The organism is Pseudomonas mangiferae (genome assembly GCF_007109405.1).
Taxonomy (GTDB): domain Bacteria; phylum Pseudomonadota; class Gammaproteobacteria; order Pseudomonadales; family Pseudomonadaceae; genus Pseudomonas_T; species Pseudomonas_T mangiferae.
In genome coordinates, this window is the sequence record NZ_VJOY01000011.1 from 56,483 (window position 1) to 72,979 (window position 16,497).

A 16,497-nucleotide genomic window follows, 5' to 3' on the forward strand; every position below is an offset into this window, starting at 1 on the left:
GCGAGGAAAAGCCGCTGAGTATACCCGAAGGCCCCTGGCGGACCCAGCTGGCGCGGTACCGGCGGCACGCGAATCTGCGGGCCGGACGATCTGCTCGCGTGGATTCGGATCAGGGACAGGCCCCTCGATCTGGGTTTTTATACAGCGGTCTGCGCTATAGTCCGGGTCTTTCCTTCCGACCGGAGCGATTCCATGCCCCGCTGCTTCTGGTGCACCGACGACCCCCTGTACATCGCCTACCACGACGCCGAATGGGGCGTGCCCCAGCGCGACCCGCAGCGGCTGTTCGAGATGCTCCTGCTGGAGGGCTTCCAGGCCGGGTTGTCGTGGATCACTGTGCTGCGCAAGCGCGAACGCTACCGTCAGGTGCTGTTTGGCTTCGACCCCGTGCGCCTGGCGCGGATGAGCGACGAGGAGATCGAGCAGCGCATGCAGGACCCGGGGATCATCCGCAACCTCGCCAAGCTCAGGGCGGCGCGGCAGAACGCCCGGGCCTGGCTGGAGCAGCCGGACCCGGCGAGCCTGCTGTGGTCCTTCGTCGGCGGCGAGCCGCGGGTCAACCGCTTCGCCTCCCGTGCCGAGGTGCCGGCGCTGACCGCCGAGGCCGATGCCATGAGCAAGGCCCTGAAGAAGGCGGGCTTCACCTTCGTCGGGCCGACCATCTGCTACGCGTTCATGCAGGCCACCGGCATGGTCATGGACCACACCCTCGATTGCGACCGCCACGCCGCCCTCGCCAGCTGAACGGCAGCTGTCACCCACACGGATAAAACCGTCCGGCATGCGCCTTGTCCTACAGGACGGTTAGACTATTGCCCCCCGATTTTCAGGAGTGACTCGTGGAAAAGCTCAAAGGCGCGATGGTCGTCGGCTTCCTGCGCCTTTTCGCCCTGCTGCCGTGGGCCGTGGTCCAGCGCTTGGGCGGCCTGATCGGCTGGATGATGTGGAAGCTGCCCACCCGCACGGGCCGGGTGGTGCGCATCAACCTGGCCCATTGTTTCCCCGAACTGGACCTCGAGGCCCGGGAGGGTCTGGTGAGGCGCAGCCTGATGGACATCGGCCGGACTCTCACCGAAAGCGCCTGCGCCTGGATCTGGCCGGCACACAAGTCCCTGCGGCTGATCCGCGAAGTGGAAGGCATGGACGTGCTGCGCGAGGCGCTGGCCTCGGGCGACGGCCTGGTGGGCATCACCAGCCACCTGGGCAACTGGGAGGTGCTCAATCACTTCTACTGCACCCACGCCAAGCCGATCATCTTCTACCGCCCGCCCAAGCTGAAGGCGGTGGACGAACTGCTGAAGAAACAGCGGGTACAGCTGGGCAACCGGGTGGCGCCCTCCACCCCCGAGGGCATCATCAGCGTGATCAAGGAAGTCCGCCGCGGCGGCTGCGTGGGGATTCCCGCGGACCCGGAGCCGGCCCTGAGCGCCGGCCTGTTCGTGCCGTTCCTCGGCACCCGGGCCCTCACCAGCAAGTTCGTCCCGTCCCTGCTGGCCCGGGGCAAGGCCCGCGGGGTGTTCTTCCACGCGGTGCGCCTGGAGGACGGTTCGGGCTACAAGGTGATCCTCGAGGCGGCGCCCGAAGACCTCTACGACCCCGACCCGGAAGTGGGCGTGGCAGCCATGAGCCGGGTGCTGGAAAGCTACGTGCGGCGCTACCCGAGCCAGTACATGTGGAGCATGAAGCGCTTCAAGCACCGCCCCGAGGGCGAGGCGCGCTGGTACTGAGGGGCGCCCGCGCCGGGGAAGGGCTGGGCGTCGGCGTCTTTTTGCGCTATTTAGTCCAGACCTCTTCCCGTCGACGGCGGACGCTCATGTCCAGTTCCAACCAGCGCCAGCACCCGCGGGTGCCGATGAAGTGCCGGATCAAGATCGCTCACCCCAGTTTCGGCGAGCTGATCGCCCAGACCCGCGACCTGTCCGACGGGGGTGTCTACATCCGCCACCCGGACCTCGCCGCCTTGCCCCTCGGCACCCGGGTCACCGGCCAGGTGCAGGACCTGCCCATGGAGGCGCCGGTGCTGACCCTGGAGATCATGCGGGTGGACGGCGAAGGCGCGGGCCTGCGCTTCGTACAGGACTGACCGGGTTTCCGACGAAACCCACGCAACGGAAGCGGTGAGCCGTTAGAATCCCGCGCCGCGTCCTTCCGGACGCGACCAATGGGTTCCCTCACCCCATGCACCCTCAAAAAAAGGACGCGTCATGACCTTCGTTTCCCCCGCCGTCCAGCGCGGTACGCTGGTGGGCCTGATCGGCTTCCACATCCTCATCATCATCGCCAGCAACTACCTGGTGCAGTTGCCCATGACCCTGTTCGGCTGGCAGACCACCTGGGGCGCCTTCAGCTTCCCGTTCATCTTCCTCGCCACCGACCTCACCGTGCGCCTGATGGGCAAGGGCCCGGCGCGCCAGGTGATCGCCCGGGTCATGGTGCCGGCGCTGGTGGTGTCCTACGTGGTCTCGGTGCTGTTCCAGGAAGCGGAATTCCGCGGCTTCGGCGCCCTGCTGGAATTCAACCTGTTCGTCCTGCGCATCTCCCTGGCCAGCTTCTTCGCCTACGTGCTGGGGCAGTTCCTCGACATCCAGGTGTTCGACCGGCTGCGCCGCCTGCCCGCCTGGTGGATCGCACCGACCGCGTCCATGGTGCTGGGTAGCCTGCTGGACACCTTCACCTTCTTCTCCATCGCCTTCTGGCACAGCGACAACCCGTTCATGGCCGAGCACTGGGTGGAGATCGCCACGGTGGACTACGGGGTGAAGCTCAGCGTCAGCCTGATCTTCTTCGTGCCGCTCTACGGCATGCTGCTCAACGCCATCGTACGCGCGCTGGGGCGCCGCCCGGCCCTGTCCCACTGAGCACGTGCCCACCGCGCCCATCCGCTGAGCGCCGGGGAAAAGCGGGCCGCTGACCGGCAGCCCGGCCCTGAGCGCTTGCCGGCGGTAAGGCCCTCGGCCAACCGCCGTCAGGGCACCGCGCGCTCCAGCTTGCGCAGGAATACCGTCATTTCCTTTTCCGCCTGCTTGTCCCCCCGGTCGCGAGCCGCGTCCAGGCCCCGGGCCCAGGCGCTGCGGGCGCCGTCGCGGTCGCCGGCGGCCAGCAGCGCCTTGCCCAGCAACTTCCAGGCGGCGGAATAGGTGGGGTCCTGCTCGACGCAGCGGCCCAGGTGCTGCGCCGCCCGGGCGTTGTCGCCCGCGTCCAGGTAGCCCTTGCCCAGGCCGAAGCGCAGCAGCGCGTTGTCGGTGCCCTTGGCCAGCAGGTTTTCCAGGGAATCCAGCATCGGTGCGCTCCGTGCCGGGCCGGGGGCCCGGGGTTCAGAAGAAGGTCAGGCCCGCCTGGAACAGGCGTTCCACGTCGCGGATGTGCTTCTTGTCCACCAGGAACAGGATCACGTGGTCGCCCGAGGCGATCACCGTGTCGCCATGGGCGATCAGCACTTCCTCATCGCGGATGATGGCACCGATGGTGGTGCCGGGCGGCATGTCGATTTCGGCGATGCTGCGCCCCACCACCCGGCTGGAGCGGGAGTCGCCGTGGGCGATGGCCTCGATGGCTTCCGCCGCGCCGCGTCGCAGGGAGTGCACGCTGACGATATCGCCGCGGCGCACATGGGTCAGCAGGGTGCCGATGGTGGCCAGCTGCGGGCTGATGGCGATGTCGATGTCGCCGCCCTGCACCAGGTCCACGTAGGCCGGGTTGTTGATGAGGGTCATCACCTTGCGCGCGCCCATCCGCTTGGCCAGCAGCGACGACATGATGTTGGCCTCGTCGTCATTGGTCAGGGCCAGGAAGATGTCGGTGGCGTTGATGTTCTCCTCCACCAGCAGGTCGCGGTCCGAGGCGCTGCCCTGCAGCACCACGGTGCTGTCCAGGGTGTCCGAGAGGTGCCGGCAGCGGGCCGGGTTCTTCTCGATGATCTTCACCTGGTAGCGACTCTCGATGGCTTCCGCCAGGCGCTCGCCGATGTTGCCGCCGCCGGCGATGACGATGCGCTTGTAGCTGTCCTCCAGGCGCCGCAGCTCGCCCATCACCGCCCGGATGTGGGCGCGGGCGGCGATGAAGAACACCTCGTCGTCGGCCTCGATGACCGTGCCACCGTGGGGCTCGATGGCCCGGTTGCGGCGGTAGATGGCCGCCACCCGGGTGTCCACGGTGGGCATGTGGGTGCGCAACTGGCGCAGTTCCTGGCCCACCAGCGGGCCGCCGTAGTAGGCGCGGATGCCCACCAGTTGGGCCTTGCCCTCGGCGAAGTCGATTACTTGCAGGGCGCCGGGGTATTCGATCAGGCGCTTGATGTAGGTGGTGACCACCTGCTCGGGGCTGATCAGCACGTCCACCGGAATGGCGTCGTTGTCGAACAGGCCGGTGCGGGTGAGGTAGGCCGATTCCCGCACCCGGGCGATCTTGGTGGGGGTGTGGAACAGGGTGTAGGCCACCTGGCAGGCGACCATGTTGGTCTCGTCGCTGTTGGTCACCGCCACCAGCATGTCGGCGTCGTCCGCCCCGGCCTGGCGCAGCACCGTGGGGAACGAGCCGTGGCCCTGGATGGTGCGGATGTCCAGGCGGTCCCCCAGGTCGCGCAGGCGCTCGCTGTCGGTGTCCACCACGGTGATGTCGTTGGCCTCGCTGGCCAGGTGCTCCGCCAGGGTGCCACCCACCTGCCCGGCGCCGAGAATGATGATCTTCATGGAGGTGTCCTCAGCCGCGGGGCGTGGCGGCGATCTTGATCAGCTTGGCGTAATAGAAGCCATCGTGCCCGTCCGGCTGCGGCAGCAGCTGGCGGCCATGGCCGGCCTTGAAGCCGGCGTCTGTGGCCACCTCCAGCTCCCGGGCGCCGGGGGTGCGGGCGAGGAACGCGGCGATGGTCTCGCGGTTCTCCCGGGGCAGCACCGAGCAGGTGGCATAGAGCAGCACGCCGCCCACCTCCAGGGTCGGCCAGAGGGCATCCAGCAGCTCGCCCTGCAGCTGCGCCAGGGCCTCGATGTCCTCGGCCTGGCGGGTCAGCTTGATGTCCGGGTGGCGGCGGATCACCCCGGTGGCGGAACAGGGTGCGTCCAGCAGGATGCGCTGGAACGGCCGGCTGTCCCACCAGCGGGCGGTGTCGCGGCCGTCGGCGGCCACCAGGGTGGCATCCAGGCGCAGGCGATCGAGGTTTTCCCGCACCCGTTGCAGGCGCGTCGGCTCCAGGTCCAGGGCGAGCACCTCGGCCAGCCCCGGCTCGGATTCCAGCAGGTGGCAGGTCTTGCCGCCGGGGGCGCAGCAGGCGTCGAGGACGCGCTGCCCGGGGGCCAGCTCCAGCAGGCCGGCGGCCAGCTGCGCCGCCTCGTCCTGCACGCTGACCCGGCCCTCGGCGAACCCCGGCAGGGTCCGCACGTCCAGGGCCTGGGCCAGGCGGATGCCGTCCACGCTGAAGGCGCAGGGCTCGGCGTCCAGCCCGGCGTCGCGCAGCTCGGCCAGGTAGGCGTCGCGGCTGCCCTGGCGACGGTTGACCCGCAGCAACAGCGGCGGGTGCAGGTTGTTGGCGGCGCAGACCGCTTCCCACTGTTCCGGCCAGGCGGCCTTCAGCGCCTTCTGCAGCCAGCGGGGATGGGCGGTGCGCACCACCGGGTCGCGTTCCAGTTCGGCGTAGAGCGCCTCGCCCTGGCGCTGCGCATTGCGCAGCACGGCGTTGAGCAGCCCCTTGGCCCAGGGCTTGCGCAGGGCCTCGGCGCAGCCGACGGTCTCGCCCAAGGCCGCGTGGGGCGGGATGCGGGTATGGAACAGCTGGTACAGGCCTACCAACAGCAGCGCCTCCACATCGCGGTCAGCCGCCTTGAACGGCTTCTGCAGCAGGCGCTCGGCCAGGGCGGCGAGGCGCGGCTGCCAGCGGGCGGCGCCGAACGCCAGCTCCTGGGCCAGGCCGCGGTCCCTGGGCTCGACCCGCTCCAGCTGCGCCGGCAGGCTGCCGCCCAGGGACGCCTTGCCCGAGAGCACCGGCGCCAGGGCGCGGGCGGCCGCCAGACGCGGATTCATCGGCCCAGCACCGTGCCGGGGGCGAAACGATCGCGGCGGCTGTTATAGAGGTCGGCGAAATCCAGGGGCTTGCCCCCCGGCAGCTGCAGGCGGGTCAGGCACAGGGCGCTTTCGCCGCAGGCCACCACCAGGCCGTCACGGCTGGCGGACAGGATCGTGCCGGGCGCGCCGGTGCCCTGCCCCGGTCTGGCGTCCAGCACCTTGACCGTCTCCTCGCCCAGGCGGGTATGACACACCGGCCAGGGGGTGAAGGCGCGGATGCGGCGTTCCAGTTCGGCGGCCGGCCGCTGCCAGTCCAGGGTCGCCTCGTCCTTGTTCAGCTTGTGGGCATAGGTGGCCAGGGCGTCGTCCTGCACCTCGCCCGCCAGGGTCCCGGTGGCGAGGCCCTCTAAGGCTTGCACCACGGCGGCCGCACCGAGCCCGGCCAGGCGGTCGTGAAGCGTGCCGCCGGTATCCTCGGGGCCAAGGGGTGTACGGGCCTTGAGCAGCATCGGCCCGGTGTCCAGGCCCGCCTCCATGCGCATGACGGTCACGCCCGACTCGGCGTCCCCCGCCTCCACCGCGCGCTGGATCGGCGCGGCGCCGCGCCAGCGTGGCAACAGCGAGGCATGGCTGTTGATGCAGCCCAGGCGCGGGATGTCCAGCACCGCTTGGGGCAGGATCAGGCCATAGGCGACCACCACCATCAGATCCGGCGTCAAAGCCGCCAGCTCGGCCTGGGCTGCCGGGTCGCGCAGGGTCGGCGGTTGGTGCACGGCAATGCCGTGGTGCTGCGCCAGCTGCTTGACCGGGCTCGGCATCAGCTTCTGGCCGCGGCCGGCCGGGCGGTCCGGCTGGGTGTAGACGGCGATCACCTGGTGCCCGGCGTCCAGCAGGGCCTGCAGGTGGTGGGCGGCGAATTCCGGGGTTCCGGCGAAAACGATGCGCAAGGTCGACTCCTTGTAGCGTGGGCACCGCGGAGCGTCAGGCTCCGGAAAAGAAAAAGGCTTGCCGGGGCAAGCCTTTGGGTTCGGGGATCGTCACGCTTGCTGGCGGTGCTGCTTCTCCAGCTTCTTCTTGATCCGGTCGCGCTTGAGGCTGGACAGGTAGTCCACGAAGAGCTTGCCGTTGAGGTGGTCGCACTCGTGCTGGATGCACACCGCCAGCAGCCCTTCGGCGATCAGCTCGAACGGCTTGCCGTCGCGGTCCATGGCGTTGATGCGTACCTTCTGCGGGCGATCGACGTTCTCATAGAAGCCGGGCACCGACAGGCAGCCTTCCTGGTACTGGTCCATGTCCTCGGTCAGCGACTCGAACTGCGGATTGATGAAGACCTGCGGCTCGCTCTTGTCCTCGGAGAGGTCCATCACCACCACGCGCTGGTGCACGTTCACCTGGGTGGCGGCCAGGCCGATTCCGGGTGCCGCGTACATGGTTTCGAACATGTCGTCGATCAATGTACGCAGGGCATCGTCGAACACCTCGACCGGTTTGGCCTTGGTGCGAAGGCGTGGATCGGGAAATTCGAGGATATTCAGAATCGCCATTTGGGTTTGTGATGCACTTGTAGAATAAATTCAAAATCGACTGCTAAGATGATGAGCAGCATTGAAAAACGGCTGAAGAGCCCGGGTGGGGCGGCTCTCAGGCGTCAAGTAGCGAACGAACATAATAAAGGGATTCACCGCATGAGGAAATCATTACTCGCCCTGGTGCTGCTCGCGGCCAGCGGCCTGGTGCAAGCGGCCGTTCAGCTCCGGGACGGCCATCCGGAGAGCTACACGGTGGTCAAGGGCGACACCCTGTGGGACATCTCCGGGCGCTTCCTCCGCGAACCCTGGAAGTGGCCGGAAATCTGGCACGCCAACCCGCAAGTGGCGAACCCCCACCTCATCTACCCGGGCGATACCCTGACCCTGGTGTATGTCGACGGTCAGCCGCGGCTGATGCTCAACCGCGGCGCGTCCCGCGGCACCATCAAGCTGTCGCCCCAGGTGCGCAGCACGCCGATGGCCGAGGCGATCCCGGCGATCCCCTTGGAGGCGGTGAACAGCTTCCTGCTGAGCAACCGCGTGGTGGACAGCGTCGATCAGTTCAAGGCCGCGCCGTACATCGTTGCCGGCAACGCCGAGCGGGTGCTCAGCGGCACCGGCGACCGCATCTACGGCCGCGGGCATTTCGACGACACCCAGTCGGCCTACGGCATCTTCCGCCAGGGCCGCGTCTACAACGACCCGGAAACCCAGGAGTTCCTCGGCATCAACGCCGATGACATCGGCAGCGCCGACGTGGTGACCCACGAAGGCGACGTGGCGACCCTGACCCTGACCCGTTCCACCCAGGAAGTGCGCCTCGGCGACCGGCTGTTCCCCACCGAGGAACGGGCGGTGAACTCCACCTTCATGCCCAGCGCGCCGACCGAGACCATCAATGGGGTGATCCTCGACGTGCCGCGCGGCGTTACCCAGGTCGGCCAGTTCGACGTGGTGACCATCAACAAGGGCAAGCGCGACGGCCTGAGCGAGGGCAACGTCCTCGCCGTGTACAAGACCGGCGAGACCGTGCGGGACCGCCTCACCGGCGAGAAGGTGAAGATCCCCGACGAGCGCTCCGGTCTGCTGATGGTGTTCCGCACTTACGACAAGATCAGCTACGGCCTGGTGCTGGTGGCCAGCCGGCAGCTGGAACTGCTGGACAAGGTGCGCAACCCGTGACACCCGAACCCCCGCTCCGGCGGGGGTTTTTCGTTCCACCCGCCGCTCGAGCGGCATCGATCAAGGATGATCGTCATGCGTCACCCCCGCCTCGCGCCGGTTTCGCCGGCCGAACTGGAGGCGCGCCTGCGCCTGCATGCCCTGCCCGACTTCGGGCCCCGGCGCTTCCGCCACCTGCTGACCGCCTTCGAGAGTGCCTCCGCTGCCCTCAGTGCTCCCGCCGCCGCCTGGCGCGCCCTCGGCCTGCCGCCCGGCTGCGCGGAAAGCCGGCGTGCGCCGGAGGTCCGCCAGCGGGCCGCCGAGGCCCTGGCCTGGCTGGAGGACGCGCGTCACCACCTGCTGATGTGGGACGCGCCGGACTACCCGGCGCTGCTGGCGGAACTGGACGATGCCCCGCCATTGCTGTTCGTCGCCGGCAACCCGGCGATTCTCGACAAGCCGCAGTTGGCCATCGTCGGCAGCCGCCGGGCCAGCGCGCCCGGCCTGGATAACGCCCGGCGCTTCGCCCGAACCCTGGCCGAGGCAGGCTTCGTCATCACCAGCGGCCTTGCCCTGGGCATCGACGGCGCGGCCCACCAGGGCGCTCTGGACGTGGCCGGGGAAACGGTAGCGGTGCTCGGCACCGGCCTGACCCGCCTCTACCCGCCGCGGCACCGGGAGCTGGCGGCGCGCCTGGTGGCGGAAGGTGGCGCCCTGATCTCCGAGCTGCCCCTGGACAGCCCGCCCCACCCGAGTAACTTCCCGCGGCGCAACCGGCTCATCAGCGGATTGTCCCTGGGGGTCCTGGTGGTGGAGGCGAGCCCCTCCAGCGGGTCGCTGATCACCGCCCGCCTGGCCGCCGAGCAGGGCCGCGAGGTCTACGCCATTCCCGGTTCGATCCACCACCCGGGCGCCCGGGGCTGCCACCAACTGATCCGTGACGGCGCCACTCTGGTGGAAGGCGTGGAGCACATCCTCGAGGCGTTGCGGGGCTGGCAGGCGATGTCGCCGGCCGTGACGCCCCTGGCCGATGGGCCGGAGTCGCCGCTGCTGGTGCTGCTGCGGGCGGCGCCCCATAGCAGTGAAAGTCTGGCCCGGGAGGCGGGCTGGAGCGTGCCGGAGACCCTGGCCGCCCTCACCGAACTGGAACTGGATGGCGCGGTGGCCTGCGAGGCGGGCCGCTGGGTATTCCGCGGCGCCCCCGCCTGAGCGCCGGCCGGCGCGGCCCTGTACACTGCCGCCCAGTCGAGACGAGCGGAGGTTGTCCATGGTCAGCAGTTGGCGCGTGCAGCGCGTGGCCCGAGTGGTCCGCCAGGGCGGTGTGATCGCCTACCCCACCGAGGCGGTCTGGGGCCTGGGGTGCGATCCCTGGGACGAGACGGCGGTGCTGCGCCTGCTGGCGCTGAAGAACCGCTCGCCGGACAAGGGCCTGATCCTGGTGGCGGATACCATCCGCCAGTTCGACTTCATCCTCGACGACCTGCCGGAGGCCTGGCTGAACCGCCTGGCCAGCACCTGGCCGGGGCCCAACACCTGGCTGGTGCCGCACCGTGGCCTGCTGCCGGACTGGATCACCGGAGTCCACGACAGCGTGGCCCTGCGGGTCAGCGACCACCCGCTGGTGCGTGAGCTGTGCGCCCTCACCGGGCCGCTGGTGTCCACCTCGGCCAACCCGGCCGGGCGCCCGTCCGCCACCAGCGCCCTGCGGGTCCGCCAGTACTTCCCCGACCAGCTCGACGCGATCCTCACCGGCCCCCTGGGGGGCCGGCGCAACCCCAGCCTGATCCGCGACCTGGTCAGCGGCCGGGTGGTGCGCCCGTCCTGACGAGGCGGCGGCGGGCCGCCGGCCTCAGGGCACCAGTACGGTGGAACCGGTGGTGCGGCCTGCGGCCAGTTCGGTCTGCGCCTTCGCCGCGTCCCGCAGCGGGTAGCGCTGGCTGACCTCCACCTTCAGCGACCCGTCGGCGATCAACCCGAACAGCTCGTCGGCCATGGCCTGCAGGTTTTCCGGTGTGTTGGCGTAGTGGAACAGGGTGGGCCGGGTGACGTACAGGCCGCCCTTCTGCGACAGCACCCCCAGGTTGACCCCGGTGACCGGGCCGGAAGCATTGCCGAAGCTCACCAGCAGGCCGCGGGGCGACACGCAGTCCAGGGAAATCTCCCAGGTGCTCTTGCCCACCGAGTCGTAGACCACCGGGCACTTGCGCCCTTCGGTGAGCGCGGCGACCCGCGCGACGATGTCCTCTCGGCTGCGGTCGATGGTGGCCCAGGCGCCCAGGGCGCGGGCCCGCTCGGCCTTCTCGGCGGACCCCACCACGCCGATCAGGCGCACCCCCAGGGTTTTCGCCCACTGGCAGGCGATGGAGCCGACGCCACCCGCCGCGGCATGGAACAGCACGGTGTCGCCGGCCTTCAGGGGCGCGGTCTGGCGCAGCAGGTATTGCACGGTGAGGCCCTTGAGCATCACCGCCGCGGCCTGTTCGTAGTCGATGGCGTTCGGCAGGCGCACCAGGTGCGCAGCCGGCAGCACGTGCTGCTCGGAATAGGCGCCCAGGGGCCCGGTGGCGTAGGCCACGCGGTCGCCCACTTGCCACTGGGTGACCGCGCTGCCCACCGCTTCCACCTCGCCGGCCCCCTCGGTGCCCAGGCCCGACGGCAGCGCCGGGGGCGCGTAGAGGCCGCTGCGGTAGTAGGTGTCGATGAAGTTCAGGCCGATGGCCCGGTTGCGCACGCGCACCTCGTGGGGGCCGGGTTCGGCGGGGGCGACGTCGACGTATTCGAGTACCTCGGGCCCGCCATGGGCGCTGAACTGGATTCGCTGGGTCATCGGGATTCTCCTTCACCAGGGGCCTGGGGGTGGACCGCCGGACGCACTCGACCGGCGGGCGAAGGGTTAATCCAAGCGGTCCGCTTGCGCCCTGTCAACCGTGGCGCGCCGACCCCGGTGGTATGCTTGCGCCCTCGCCACGGGCCGCGGCCATGCCCGCCCGGGCGCTTGACAACTGCTGCGGGGGGAACCGTGACCGTATCCATCGAGGCCGTGAAGGCCTACCTGCTGGACCTGCAAGACCGCATCTGCGCCGCCCTGGAGGCCGAGGACGGCGGGACCCGCTTCGTCGAGGACGCCTGGACCCGCCCGGCCGGCGGCGGCGGGCGCACCCGGGTGATCGCCGACGGCGCGTTGATCGAGAAAGGCGGGGTGAATTTCTCCCACGTCCACGGCAGCAACCTGCCGCCCTCGGCCAGCGCCCACCGGCCGGAACTGGCCGGGCGCAGCTTTCAGGCCTTCGGCGTGTCCCTGGTGATCCACCCGCGCAACCCCCACGTGCCCACCTCCCACGCCAACGTGCGCTGCTTCGTCGCCGAGAAGGACGGCGAGGACCCGGTGTGGTGGTTCGGCGGCGGCTTCGACCTGACCCCCTACTACGCCCACGACGAGGACTGCGTGCACTGGCACCGGGTGGCTCGGGACGCCTGCGCGCCGTTCGGCGAGGACGTCTACCCGCGCTACAAGGACTGGTGCGACCGCTATTTCCACCTCAAGCATCGCAACGAGCCGCGGGGCATCGGCGGGCTGTTCTTCGACGACCTCAACGCCTGGGACTTCGACACCTGCTTCGCCTTCATCCGTGCGGTAGGCGATGCCTACCTGGACGCCTACCTGCCCATCGTGCAGCGGCGCAAGGGCCTGCCCTACGACGCGGCGCAGCGGGAGTTCCAGGCGTTCCGCCGCGGCCGCTACGTGGAGTTCAACCTGGTCTACGACCGCGGCACCCTGTTCGGCCTGCAGTCCGGCGGGCGGACCGAGTCGATCCTCATGTCGCTGCCGCCCGAGGTGCGCTGGGGCTACGACTGGCACCCGCAGCCGGGCACCCCCGAGGCGCGGCTGACCGAGTACTTCCTCACCGACCGCGACTGGCTCGCGACGCCCTGATCCCTCCGGCCGCTCACGGCGGCCCATCGACCCCGCGAGGAGCCTCCATGGACCGCTACGGTGTGTTCGGCAACCCCATCGGCCACAGCAAGTCGCCGCTGATCCACCGGCGCTTCGCCGAGCAGACCGGCCAGGCCCTGACCTACGAGGCGCTGCTGGCGCCCCTGGAAGACTTCGCCGGGTTCGCCCGGGCGTTCTTCCGCGAGGGCCGCGGTGCCAATGTCACTGTGCCGTTCAAGGAAGAGGCGTTCCGCCTGGCGGACCGCCTCACGCCCCGCGCCGAGCGTGCCGGGGCGGTGAACACCCTGATGCGCCTGGACGACGGCGGCCTGCTGGGGGACAACACCGATGGTGCCGGGCTGGTGCGCGACCTGGTGCAGAACGCTGGTGTTCGCCTGGGCGGCGCGCGGGTGCTGGTGCTGGGCGCCGGCGGCGCGGTGCGCGGGGTGCTCGAACCGCTGCTGGCGGAAGGCCCGGCCGCGCTGCTGATCGCCAACCGCACCGCCGACAAGGCGCGCCAGCTGGCCCGGCATTTCGCCGACCTGGGCGAGGTGCGCGGCGGCGGCTTCGACGAGGTGGACGGCGCCTTCGACCTGGTGGTCAACGGCACCGCCGCCAGCCTGGCCGGCGAGCGCCCGCCCCTGGACCCGGCATGCCTGCGCCCCGGGGCCCTCTGCTACGACATGATGTACGCCGCCGAGCCGACGGTGTTCTGCCGCTGGGCCGTCGAGCACGGCGCCACCAGCCGGGACGGGCTGGGCATGCTGCTGGAACAGGCCGCCGAGGCCTTCCAGATGTGGCGCGGCGTGCGACCGTCCACCGCCCCGCTGCTGGAGACGCTGCGCCAGCCGGCAGCCGGCTGAGCCCTTCCATCGGCGTTCTGGTACGGAAGTTCCGTTTCTGCAACGTGGCTGCCATGTTCCTTGGCTATAGGTAGGGGCGTCGTCCCCTTTCCCTCTGCCGAGACCGAACCATGCACCGCACCCTGTCCCTCCTCGTCGGCGCCGCCGGCCTGTGCCTGGCCGGCCATGCCGCCGCCTGGTCGCAACCCACCCACAAGAACATCGCCAAGGACGCCCTGGCCTTCCTCAATTCCGCCTACGCCACGCCGGACATGCAGCGGGCCTACCGCTTCTACGTGGACGCCGCCGGCAGCGAGGCCAAGGCCGGGGAAATCCTCGGCCAGGCCGCCTATGACTTCGACGATTTCCAGGACACCCACCTGGGGGGCTGGTGGGTCGGCTACGAGTACGCGCCCATGGGCGACGCCGCCGCCAAGCTGGTGAACTACACCTCCTACTGGCACTTCATCAACATGGGCCGCGACGGCGACGCGCACGGCAACGACCATGGTGGCTACGACTACCGCTACCACAAGGTGGACGGCGGCCTCGGCGACATCGACCGCTACGCCATGATCTACCTGTACAACCGCGAGCTGCTCAAGAGCGACTTCGACACCACCGAGGCACACTACCGCCAGGGCACCCGCTCGGACTGGCAGGCCGACTACGGCGACTTCCAGACCATGGCCTTCCAGCCCATCGATAACGTCGCCAAGTACTGGTTCGACCAGTTCAAGGCCGCGCCGTCGCTGCAGACCATCGGCTACGTGCTGCACGCCACCGGTGACGTGGCGCAGCCACACCATTCGTGGGTGACCTCGGCCAACGGCCACACCGGCTGGGAGACCTGGGTGGACGACCGCTACGTGCGCGAGCGTTTCGCCGACCCCGTGGCGGTGGCCAACCTGATCGGCGCCTACGACACCCGCCAGCCCCTGCGCGACCTGCTGACCCAGACCGCGGCCATCGCCTACCAGCACCCCGAGGCGCTCTACGACACCAGCGACGCCACCCGCATGCGCCTGGCCCGGCAGTTGATCCCGCAATCCGTGGCGCTGACCGCCGCCGTGCTGACCAAGGCCGCGAATGCGTTCTATGGCCAGGACAGCCTGTAACGCCGGCGGCGGCCGGAGCCTGCGGCGACTGGCCTGGGCCGCCTGGCTGGGGATCGCGGCGCCGGTGCTGGCCGCCCCGGCGCCGGAGCCGCCCGCCCTCCGCGCGGTCGCCGAGGCTGGTCGCGACCTGCAGGTGGACGACGAGCGCCTGCCGGCCGCCAGCATCGCCCTGCTGCGCCAGGCCCTGGACCGGCTGCGCGGCGCCCAGGCGCCGGCGGACGCCGAACGGAGCCTGCGCAGGGGGCTGGTGCAGAACCGCCTGCTGGCCCGGGAGGTGGAGACCGGCTTGCCGGAGGGGGTACGCCACGACCTGGATGCACGCACCGAGGACGAGGTCGAGCGCCTGCTGCGGCAGGTCTACGGGCCGCGCGTCGACGAGGGCGGCGAAGCCTTCCGCCTGCCCGGCGACCGCCTCGACCAAGCCGCGCTGCGGGCGCTGCTGGCCTCGCCCGCCGGCATCCTGCGCCTGGACAGCCAACGCCTGGAGCCGGACCAGCGCCAGCGGGCGGCGGCCGTGGAGGCCCTCGCCTGGCACTTCCCGGGCCGGCCGCGGCAGGCGGTGGACCTGCTGACCGTCTACGAGCGCGAGGACGTGCAGGGCCGCGCCGAGCTGCAGCAGGGCAACGTCGACTACCTGGACACCCGCGCCCTCGCTTTTCTGCGTCGCGCCTGGCTGCAGGAGCGGCTGGCGCGCGAAGGCGTCGGCGACGCGGCCCAGGCCGGCTTGCGACGGCTGGTGCGGGACAAGCTGGTGCGCCTGGAGTATCTGCGCCAGCTGGGCCTGGCCGAGGAGATGCACCACCGCTCGGAGGCCCTCGACGCGGCGGCGCGCCAGGTCAGCGAGGCGGACGCCCGGGCCTACTACCAGCGCCATGCCGGGCGCTACCGCAACGTCGCACGGGTCGAGGCGGCGCACCTGCGCCTCGCCGACCAGGCCAGCGCCGACCGGGTCTACGCCGAGCTGCAGGCGGGCCTGGCCTTCGACGAAGCGGTGCGCCGTCACTCCCTGGCCGATGACCGCCAGCTGGAGCCGCCGGGAGACCTGGGCACCGTCCAGGCCCTCGACCCTGGCCTCGACCTGCTGCGCAAGGCCGCGCTGATCCAGCGGGCCGGCAGCGTGTCGCAGCCGATGCGGATCGGCGACGCCTTCGAGATCGTCCAGGTGCGCCGCCGCGAGGATCGCCAGTTGCCCCTGGAGGACCCGTCGGTGCGCGACGAGGTGAACCGCGCCGTGGCCCGGGAACAGCTCGCCGCGCAGCTTCAGGCGCGCCTCGACGGTCGCCTGGCCCAGGCCCGGGTGGATGGCCTGTGACGCGCCTGTTGCTGGCCGCCCTCGCCTGCTGCGCGGCATCGGTGACGGCGGTGCTGTACGGGTTCCCGGCACCGACCACGGCCCCCGCGGTTCCGGTGCCCCGGTCATTGCCGCCCAGCGCCGCGGCCGCGCCGGCCCTGCCTGCACCCTCCGCGCCCGCCCGGCCGGCAGCCCCCACGGTACGCCCGGCCCCGGCGGCGCCTCCGGAGGCGGACGGCCCGGCACCGACCCTCAGCGCGGAGGAAGCCCAGGTGCTCATGCAGGTCATGGCCGAGCGCGGCGACCCGCGCTCCCCGGCCCTGGGCGGGCTGGAGCCGCGGCGCCCGGCGCCGGCGGCGGCGCTGGACGACCCTCGCGCCTACTCCGCCTTCGAGGCCGAGGCGGAACGGCGCCAGGCCCAGGCCTACCTGGATGGCATACGGGAGATTCCGGCGATCCGCGAACGGATCGAGGACGCCGCCCAGTCCGGCGAGCGCGACGCCGCCCAACTGGACGAGGCCCGCGCCGCCCTGCAGCAACTGGAAATGTTGCGCGACAGCCTCGCCCGGGACGCGCCGGGGCTGCTGCCGGAGGCCTCGCCCGCCACGCCCTAGGCGAAGAGGAGAGA

Annotated in this window: 18 protein-coding genes; 12 read left to right on the top strand and 6 right to left on the bottom strand. The window is 70.6% G+C overall.

From position 1 onward, the window contains the following. The first annotated feature begins 192 nt into the window (after positions 1-192). From FM069_RS15505 to FM069_RS15520, 4 genes are all read left to right on the top strand, one after another. Entirely contained in the window at positions 193-744 is a 552-nt protein-coding gene (locus tag FM069_RS15505; RefSeq protein ID WP_143489276.1) for a DNA-3-methyladenine glycosylase I, read from the top strand. 95 nt (positions 745-839) lie between these two features. Next, positions 840-1,727 (top strand): lysophospholipid acyltransferase, encoded by an 888-nt coding sequence (locus FM069_RS15510; RefSeq protein ID WP_143489277.1) that lies wholly within the window; start codon positions 840-842, stop codon positions 1,725-1,727. An 86-nt stretch (positions 1,728-1,813) separates the two neighbouring features. Beyond that, a complete protein-coding gene (locus FM069_RS15515; protein WP_143489278.1) occupies positions 1,814-2,083 on the top strand; it encodes a PilZ domain-containing protein in 270 nt (89 codons plus the stop codon). Positions 2,084-2,204: 121 nt separating this feature from the next. Then, positions 2,205-2,858 carry a 7-cyano-7-deazaguanine/7-aminomethyl-7-deazaguanine transporter gene (locus FM069_RS15520; RefSeq protein WP_143489279.1) on the top strand — a complete coding sequence of 218 codons (654 nt, stop codon included), beginning with the start codon at positions 2,205-2,207 and terminating at the stop codon, positions 2,856-2,858. A gap of 107 nt (positions 2,859-2,965) precedes the next feature. Here FM069_RS15520 and FM069_RS15525 read toward each other — a convergent pair whose 3' ends face one another. The 5 genes from FM069_RS15525 to def form a co-directional block, all read right to left on the bottom strand. Beyond that, positions 2,966-3,280, bottom strand: a complete 315-nt coding sequence (locus FM069_RS15525; protein ID WP_143489280.1) for a tetratricopeptide repeat protein — start codon at positions 3,278-3,280, stop codon at positions 2,966-2,968. A gap of 34 nt (positions 3,281-3,314) precedes the next feature. Then, the gene (gene trkA, locus FM069_RS15530) at positions 3,315-4,688 is read right to left on the bottom strand and encodes a Trk system potassium transporter TrkA (protein ID WP_143489281.1); all 1,374 of its coding nucleotides are present in this window, start codon (positions 4,686-4,688) and stop codon (positions 3,315-3,317) included. Between the two features lie 10 nt (positions 4,689-4,698). Beyond that, positions 4,699-6,012: a 16S rRNA (cytosine(967)-C(5))-methyltransferase RsmB gene (gene rsmB / locus FM069_RS15535; RefSeq protein ID WP_143489282.1), complete on the bottom strand. Its 1,314-nt coding sequence runs from the start codon at positions 6,010-6,012 to the stop codon at positions 4,699-4,701. Next, a complete protein-coding gene (gene fmt / locus FM069_RS15540; protein WP_143489283.1) occupies positions 6,009-6,941 on the bottom strand; it encodes a methionyl-tRNA formyltransferase in 933 nt (310 codons plus the stop codon). The genes rsmB and fmt overlap by 4 nt, the downstream gene beginning before the upstream one ends. 90 nt (positions 6,942-7,031) lie before the next feature. After that, positions 7,032-7,538 carry a peptide deformylase gene (gene def / locus FM069_RS15545; protein ID WP_143489284.1) on the bottom strand — a complete coding sequence of 169 codons (507 nt, stop codon included), beginning with the start codon at positions 7,536-7,538 and terminating at the stop codon, positions 7,032-7,034. 141 nt (positions 7,539-7,679) lie between these two features. Here def and FM069_RS15550 point away from each other — a divergent pair, with 141 nt between their 5' ends. The 3 genes from FM069_RS15550 to FM069_RS15560 all read left to right on the top strand — a co-directional run bounded on the left by FM069_RS15550 (position 7,680) and on the right by FM069_RS15560 (position 10,509). Continuing rightward, positions 7,680-8,705: a LysM peptidoglycan-binding domain-containing protein gene (locus tag FM069_RS15550; protein WP_143489285.1), complete on the top strand. Its 1,026-nt coding sequence runs from the start codon at positions 7,680-7,682 to the stop codon at positions 8,703-8,705. A gap of 75 nt (positions 8,706-8,780) precedes the next feature. Beyond that, the gene (gene dprA / locus FM069_RS15555; RefSeq protein WP_143489286.1) at positions 8,781-9,893 is read left to right on the top strand and encodes a DNA-processing protein DprA; all 1,113 of its coding nucleotides are present in this window, start codon (positions 8,781-8,783) and stop codon (positions 9,891-9,893) included. A 58-nt stretch (positions 9,894-9,951) separates the two neighbouring features. Then, positions 9,952-10,509 carry an L-threonylcarbamoyladenylate synthase gene (locus tag FM069_RS15560; RefSeq protein WP_143489287.1) on the top strand — a complete coding sequence of 186 codons (558 nt, stop codon included), beginning with the start codon at positions 9,952-9,954 and terminating at the stop codon, positions 10,507-10,509. A 24-nt stretch (positions 10,510-10,533) separates the two neighbouring features. On the opposite strand, the gene FM069_RS15565 is transcribed toward FM069_RS15560, so the two are convergent. Then, positions 10,534-11,511 (bottom strand): NADPH:quinone reductase, encoded by a 978-nt coding sequence (locus tag FM069_RS15565; RefSeq protein ID WP_143489288.1) that lies wholly within the window; start codon positions 11,509-11,511, stop codon positions 10,534-10,536. Positions 11,512-11,703: 192 nt separating this feature from the next. Here FM069_RS15565 and hemF point away from each other — a divergent pair, with 192 nt between their 5' ends. From hemF to FM069_RS15590, 5 genes are all read left to right on the top strand, one after another. Continuing rightward, positions 11,704-12,618, top strand: a complete 915-nt coding sequence (hemF, locus tag FM069_RS15570; protein WP_143489289.1) for an oxygen-dependent coproporphyrinogen oxidase — start codon at positions 11,704-11,706, stop codon at positions 12,616-12,618. 47 nt (positions 12,619-12,665) lie between these two features. After that, the gene (gene aroE, locus FM069_RS15575; protein WP_143489290.1) at positions 12,666-13,481 is read left to right on the top strand and encodes a shikimate dehydrogenase; all 816 of its coding nucleotides are present in this window, start codon (positions 12,666-12,668) and stop codon (positions 13,479-13,481) included. A 110-nt stretch (positions 13,482-13,591) separates the two neighbouring features. Then, positions 13,592-14,578 (top strand): phospholipase C/P1 nuclease family protein, encoded by a 987-nt coding sequence (locus FM069_RS15580; protein ID WP_143489291.1) that lies wholly within the window; start codon positions 13,592-13,594, stop codon positions 14,576-14,578. Beyond that, positions 14,559-15,890 carry a peptidylprolyl isomerase gene (locus FM069_RS15585; protein WP_143489292.1) on the top strand — a complete coding sequence of 444 codons (1,332 nt, stop codon included), beginning with the start codon at positions 14,559-14,561 and terminating at the stop codon, positions 15,888-15,890. The genes FM069_RS15580 and FM069_RS15585 overlap by 20 nt, the downstream gene beginning before the upstream one ends. Next, the gene (locus FM069_RS15590) at positions 15,887-16,483 is read left to right on the top strand and encodes a hypothetical protein (protein ID WP_143489293.1); all 597 of its coding nucleotides are present in this window, start codon (positions 15,887-15,889) and stop codon (positions 16,481-16,483) included. The genes FM069_RS15585 and FM069_RS15590 overlap by 4 nt, the downstream gene beginning before the upstream one ends. The last annotated feature ends 14 nt before the right edge of the window (positions 16,484-16,497 follow it).

What these genes read in the sequence shown, in the direction of transcription:
- FM069_RS15505 (WP_143489276.1), top strand. Translation starts at nt 193, where the DNA reads ATGCCCCGCTGCTTCTGGTGCACCGACGACCCCCTGTACATCGCCTAC.
- FM069_RS15515 (WP_143489278.1), top strand. Translation starts at nt 1,814, where the DNA reads ATGTCCAGTTCCAACCAGCGCCAGCACCCGCGGGTGCCGATGAAGTGC.
- FM069_RS15520 (WP_143489279.1), top strand. Translation starts at nt 2,205, where the DNA reads ATGACCTTCGTTTCCCCCGCCGTCCAGCGCGGTACGCTGGTGGGCCTG.
- FM069_RS15525 (WP_143489280.1), bottom strand. Translation starts at nt 3,280, where the DNA reads ATGCTGGATTCCCTGGAAAACCTGCTGGCCAAGGGCACCGACAACGCG.
- trkA (WP_143489281.1), bottom strand. Translation starts at nt 4,688, where the DNA reads ATGAAGATCATCATTCTCGGCGCCGGGCAGGTGGGTGGCACCCTGGCG.
- rsmB (WP_143489282.1), bottom strand. Translation starts at nt 6,012, where the DNA reads ATGAATCCGCGTCTGGCGGCCGCCCGCGCCCTGGCGCCGGTGCTCTCG.
- def (WP_143489284.1), bottom strand. Translation starts at nt 7,538, where the DNA reads ATGGCGATTCTGAATATCCTCGAATTTCCCGATCCACGCCTTCGCACC.
- FM069_RS15550 (WP_143489285.1), top strand. Translation starts at nt 7,680, where the DNA reads ATGAGGAAATCATTACTCGCCCTGGTGCTGCTCGCGGCCAGCGGCCTG.
- dprA (WP_143489286.1), top strand. Translation starts at nt 8,781, where the DNA reads ATGCGTCACCCCCGCCTCGCGCCGGTTTCGCCGGCCGAACTGGAGGCG.
- FM069_RS15560 (WP_143489287.1), top strand. Translation starts at nt 9,952, where the DNA reads ATGGTCAGCAGTTGGCGCGTGCAGCGCGTGGCCCGAGTGGTCCGCCAG.
- FM069_RS15565 (WP_143489288.1), bottom strand. Translation starts at nt 11,511, where the DNA reads ATGACCCAGCGAATCCAGTTCAGCGCCCATGGCGGGCCCGAGGTACTC.
- aroE (WP_143489290.1), top strand. Translation starts at nt 12,666, where the DNA reads ATGGACCGCTACGGTGTGTTCGGCAACCCCATCGGCCACAGCAAGTCG.
- FM069_RS15580 (WP_143489291.1), top strand. Translation starts at nt 13,592, where the DNA reads ATGCACCGCACCCTGTCCCTCCTCGTCGGCGCCGCCGGCCTGTGCCTG.
- FM069_RS15585 (WP_143489292.1), top strand. Translation starts at nt 14,559, where the DNA reads ATGGCCAGGACAGCCTGTAACGCCGGCGGCGGCCGGAGCCTGCGGCGA.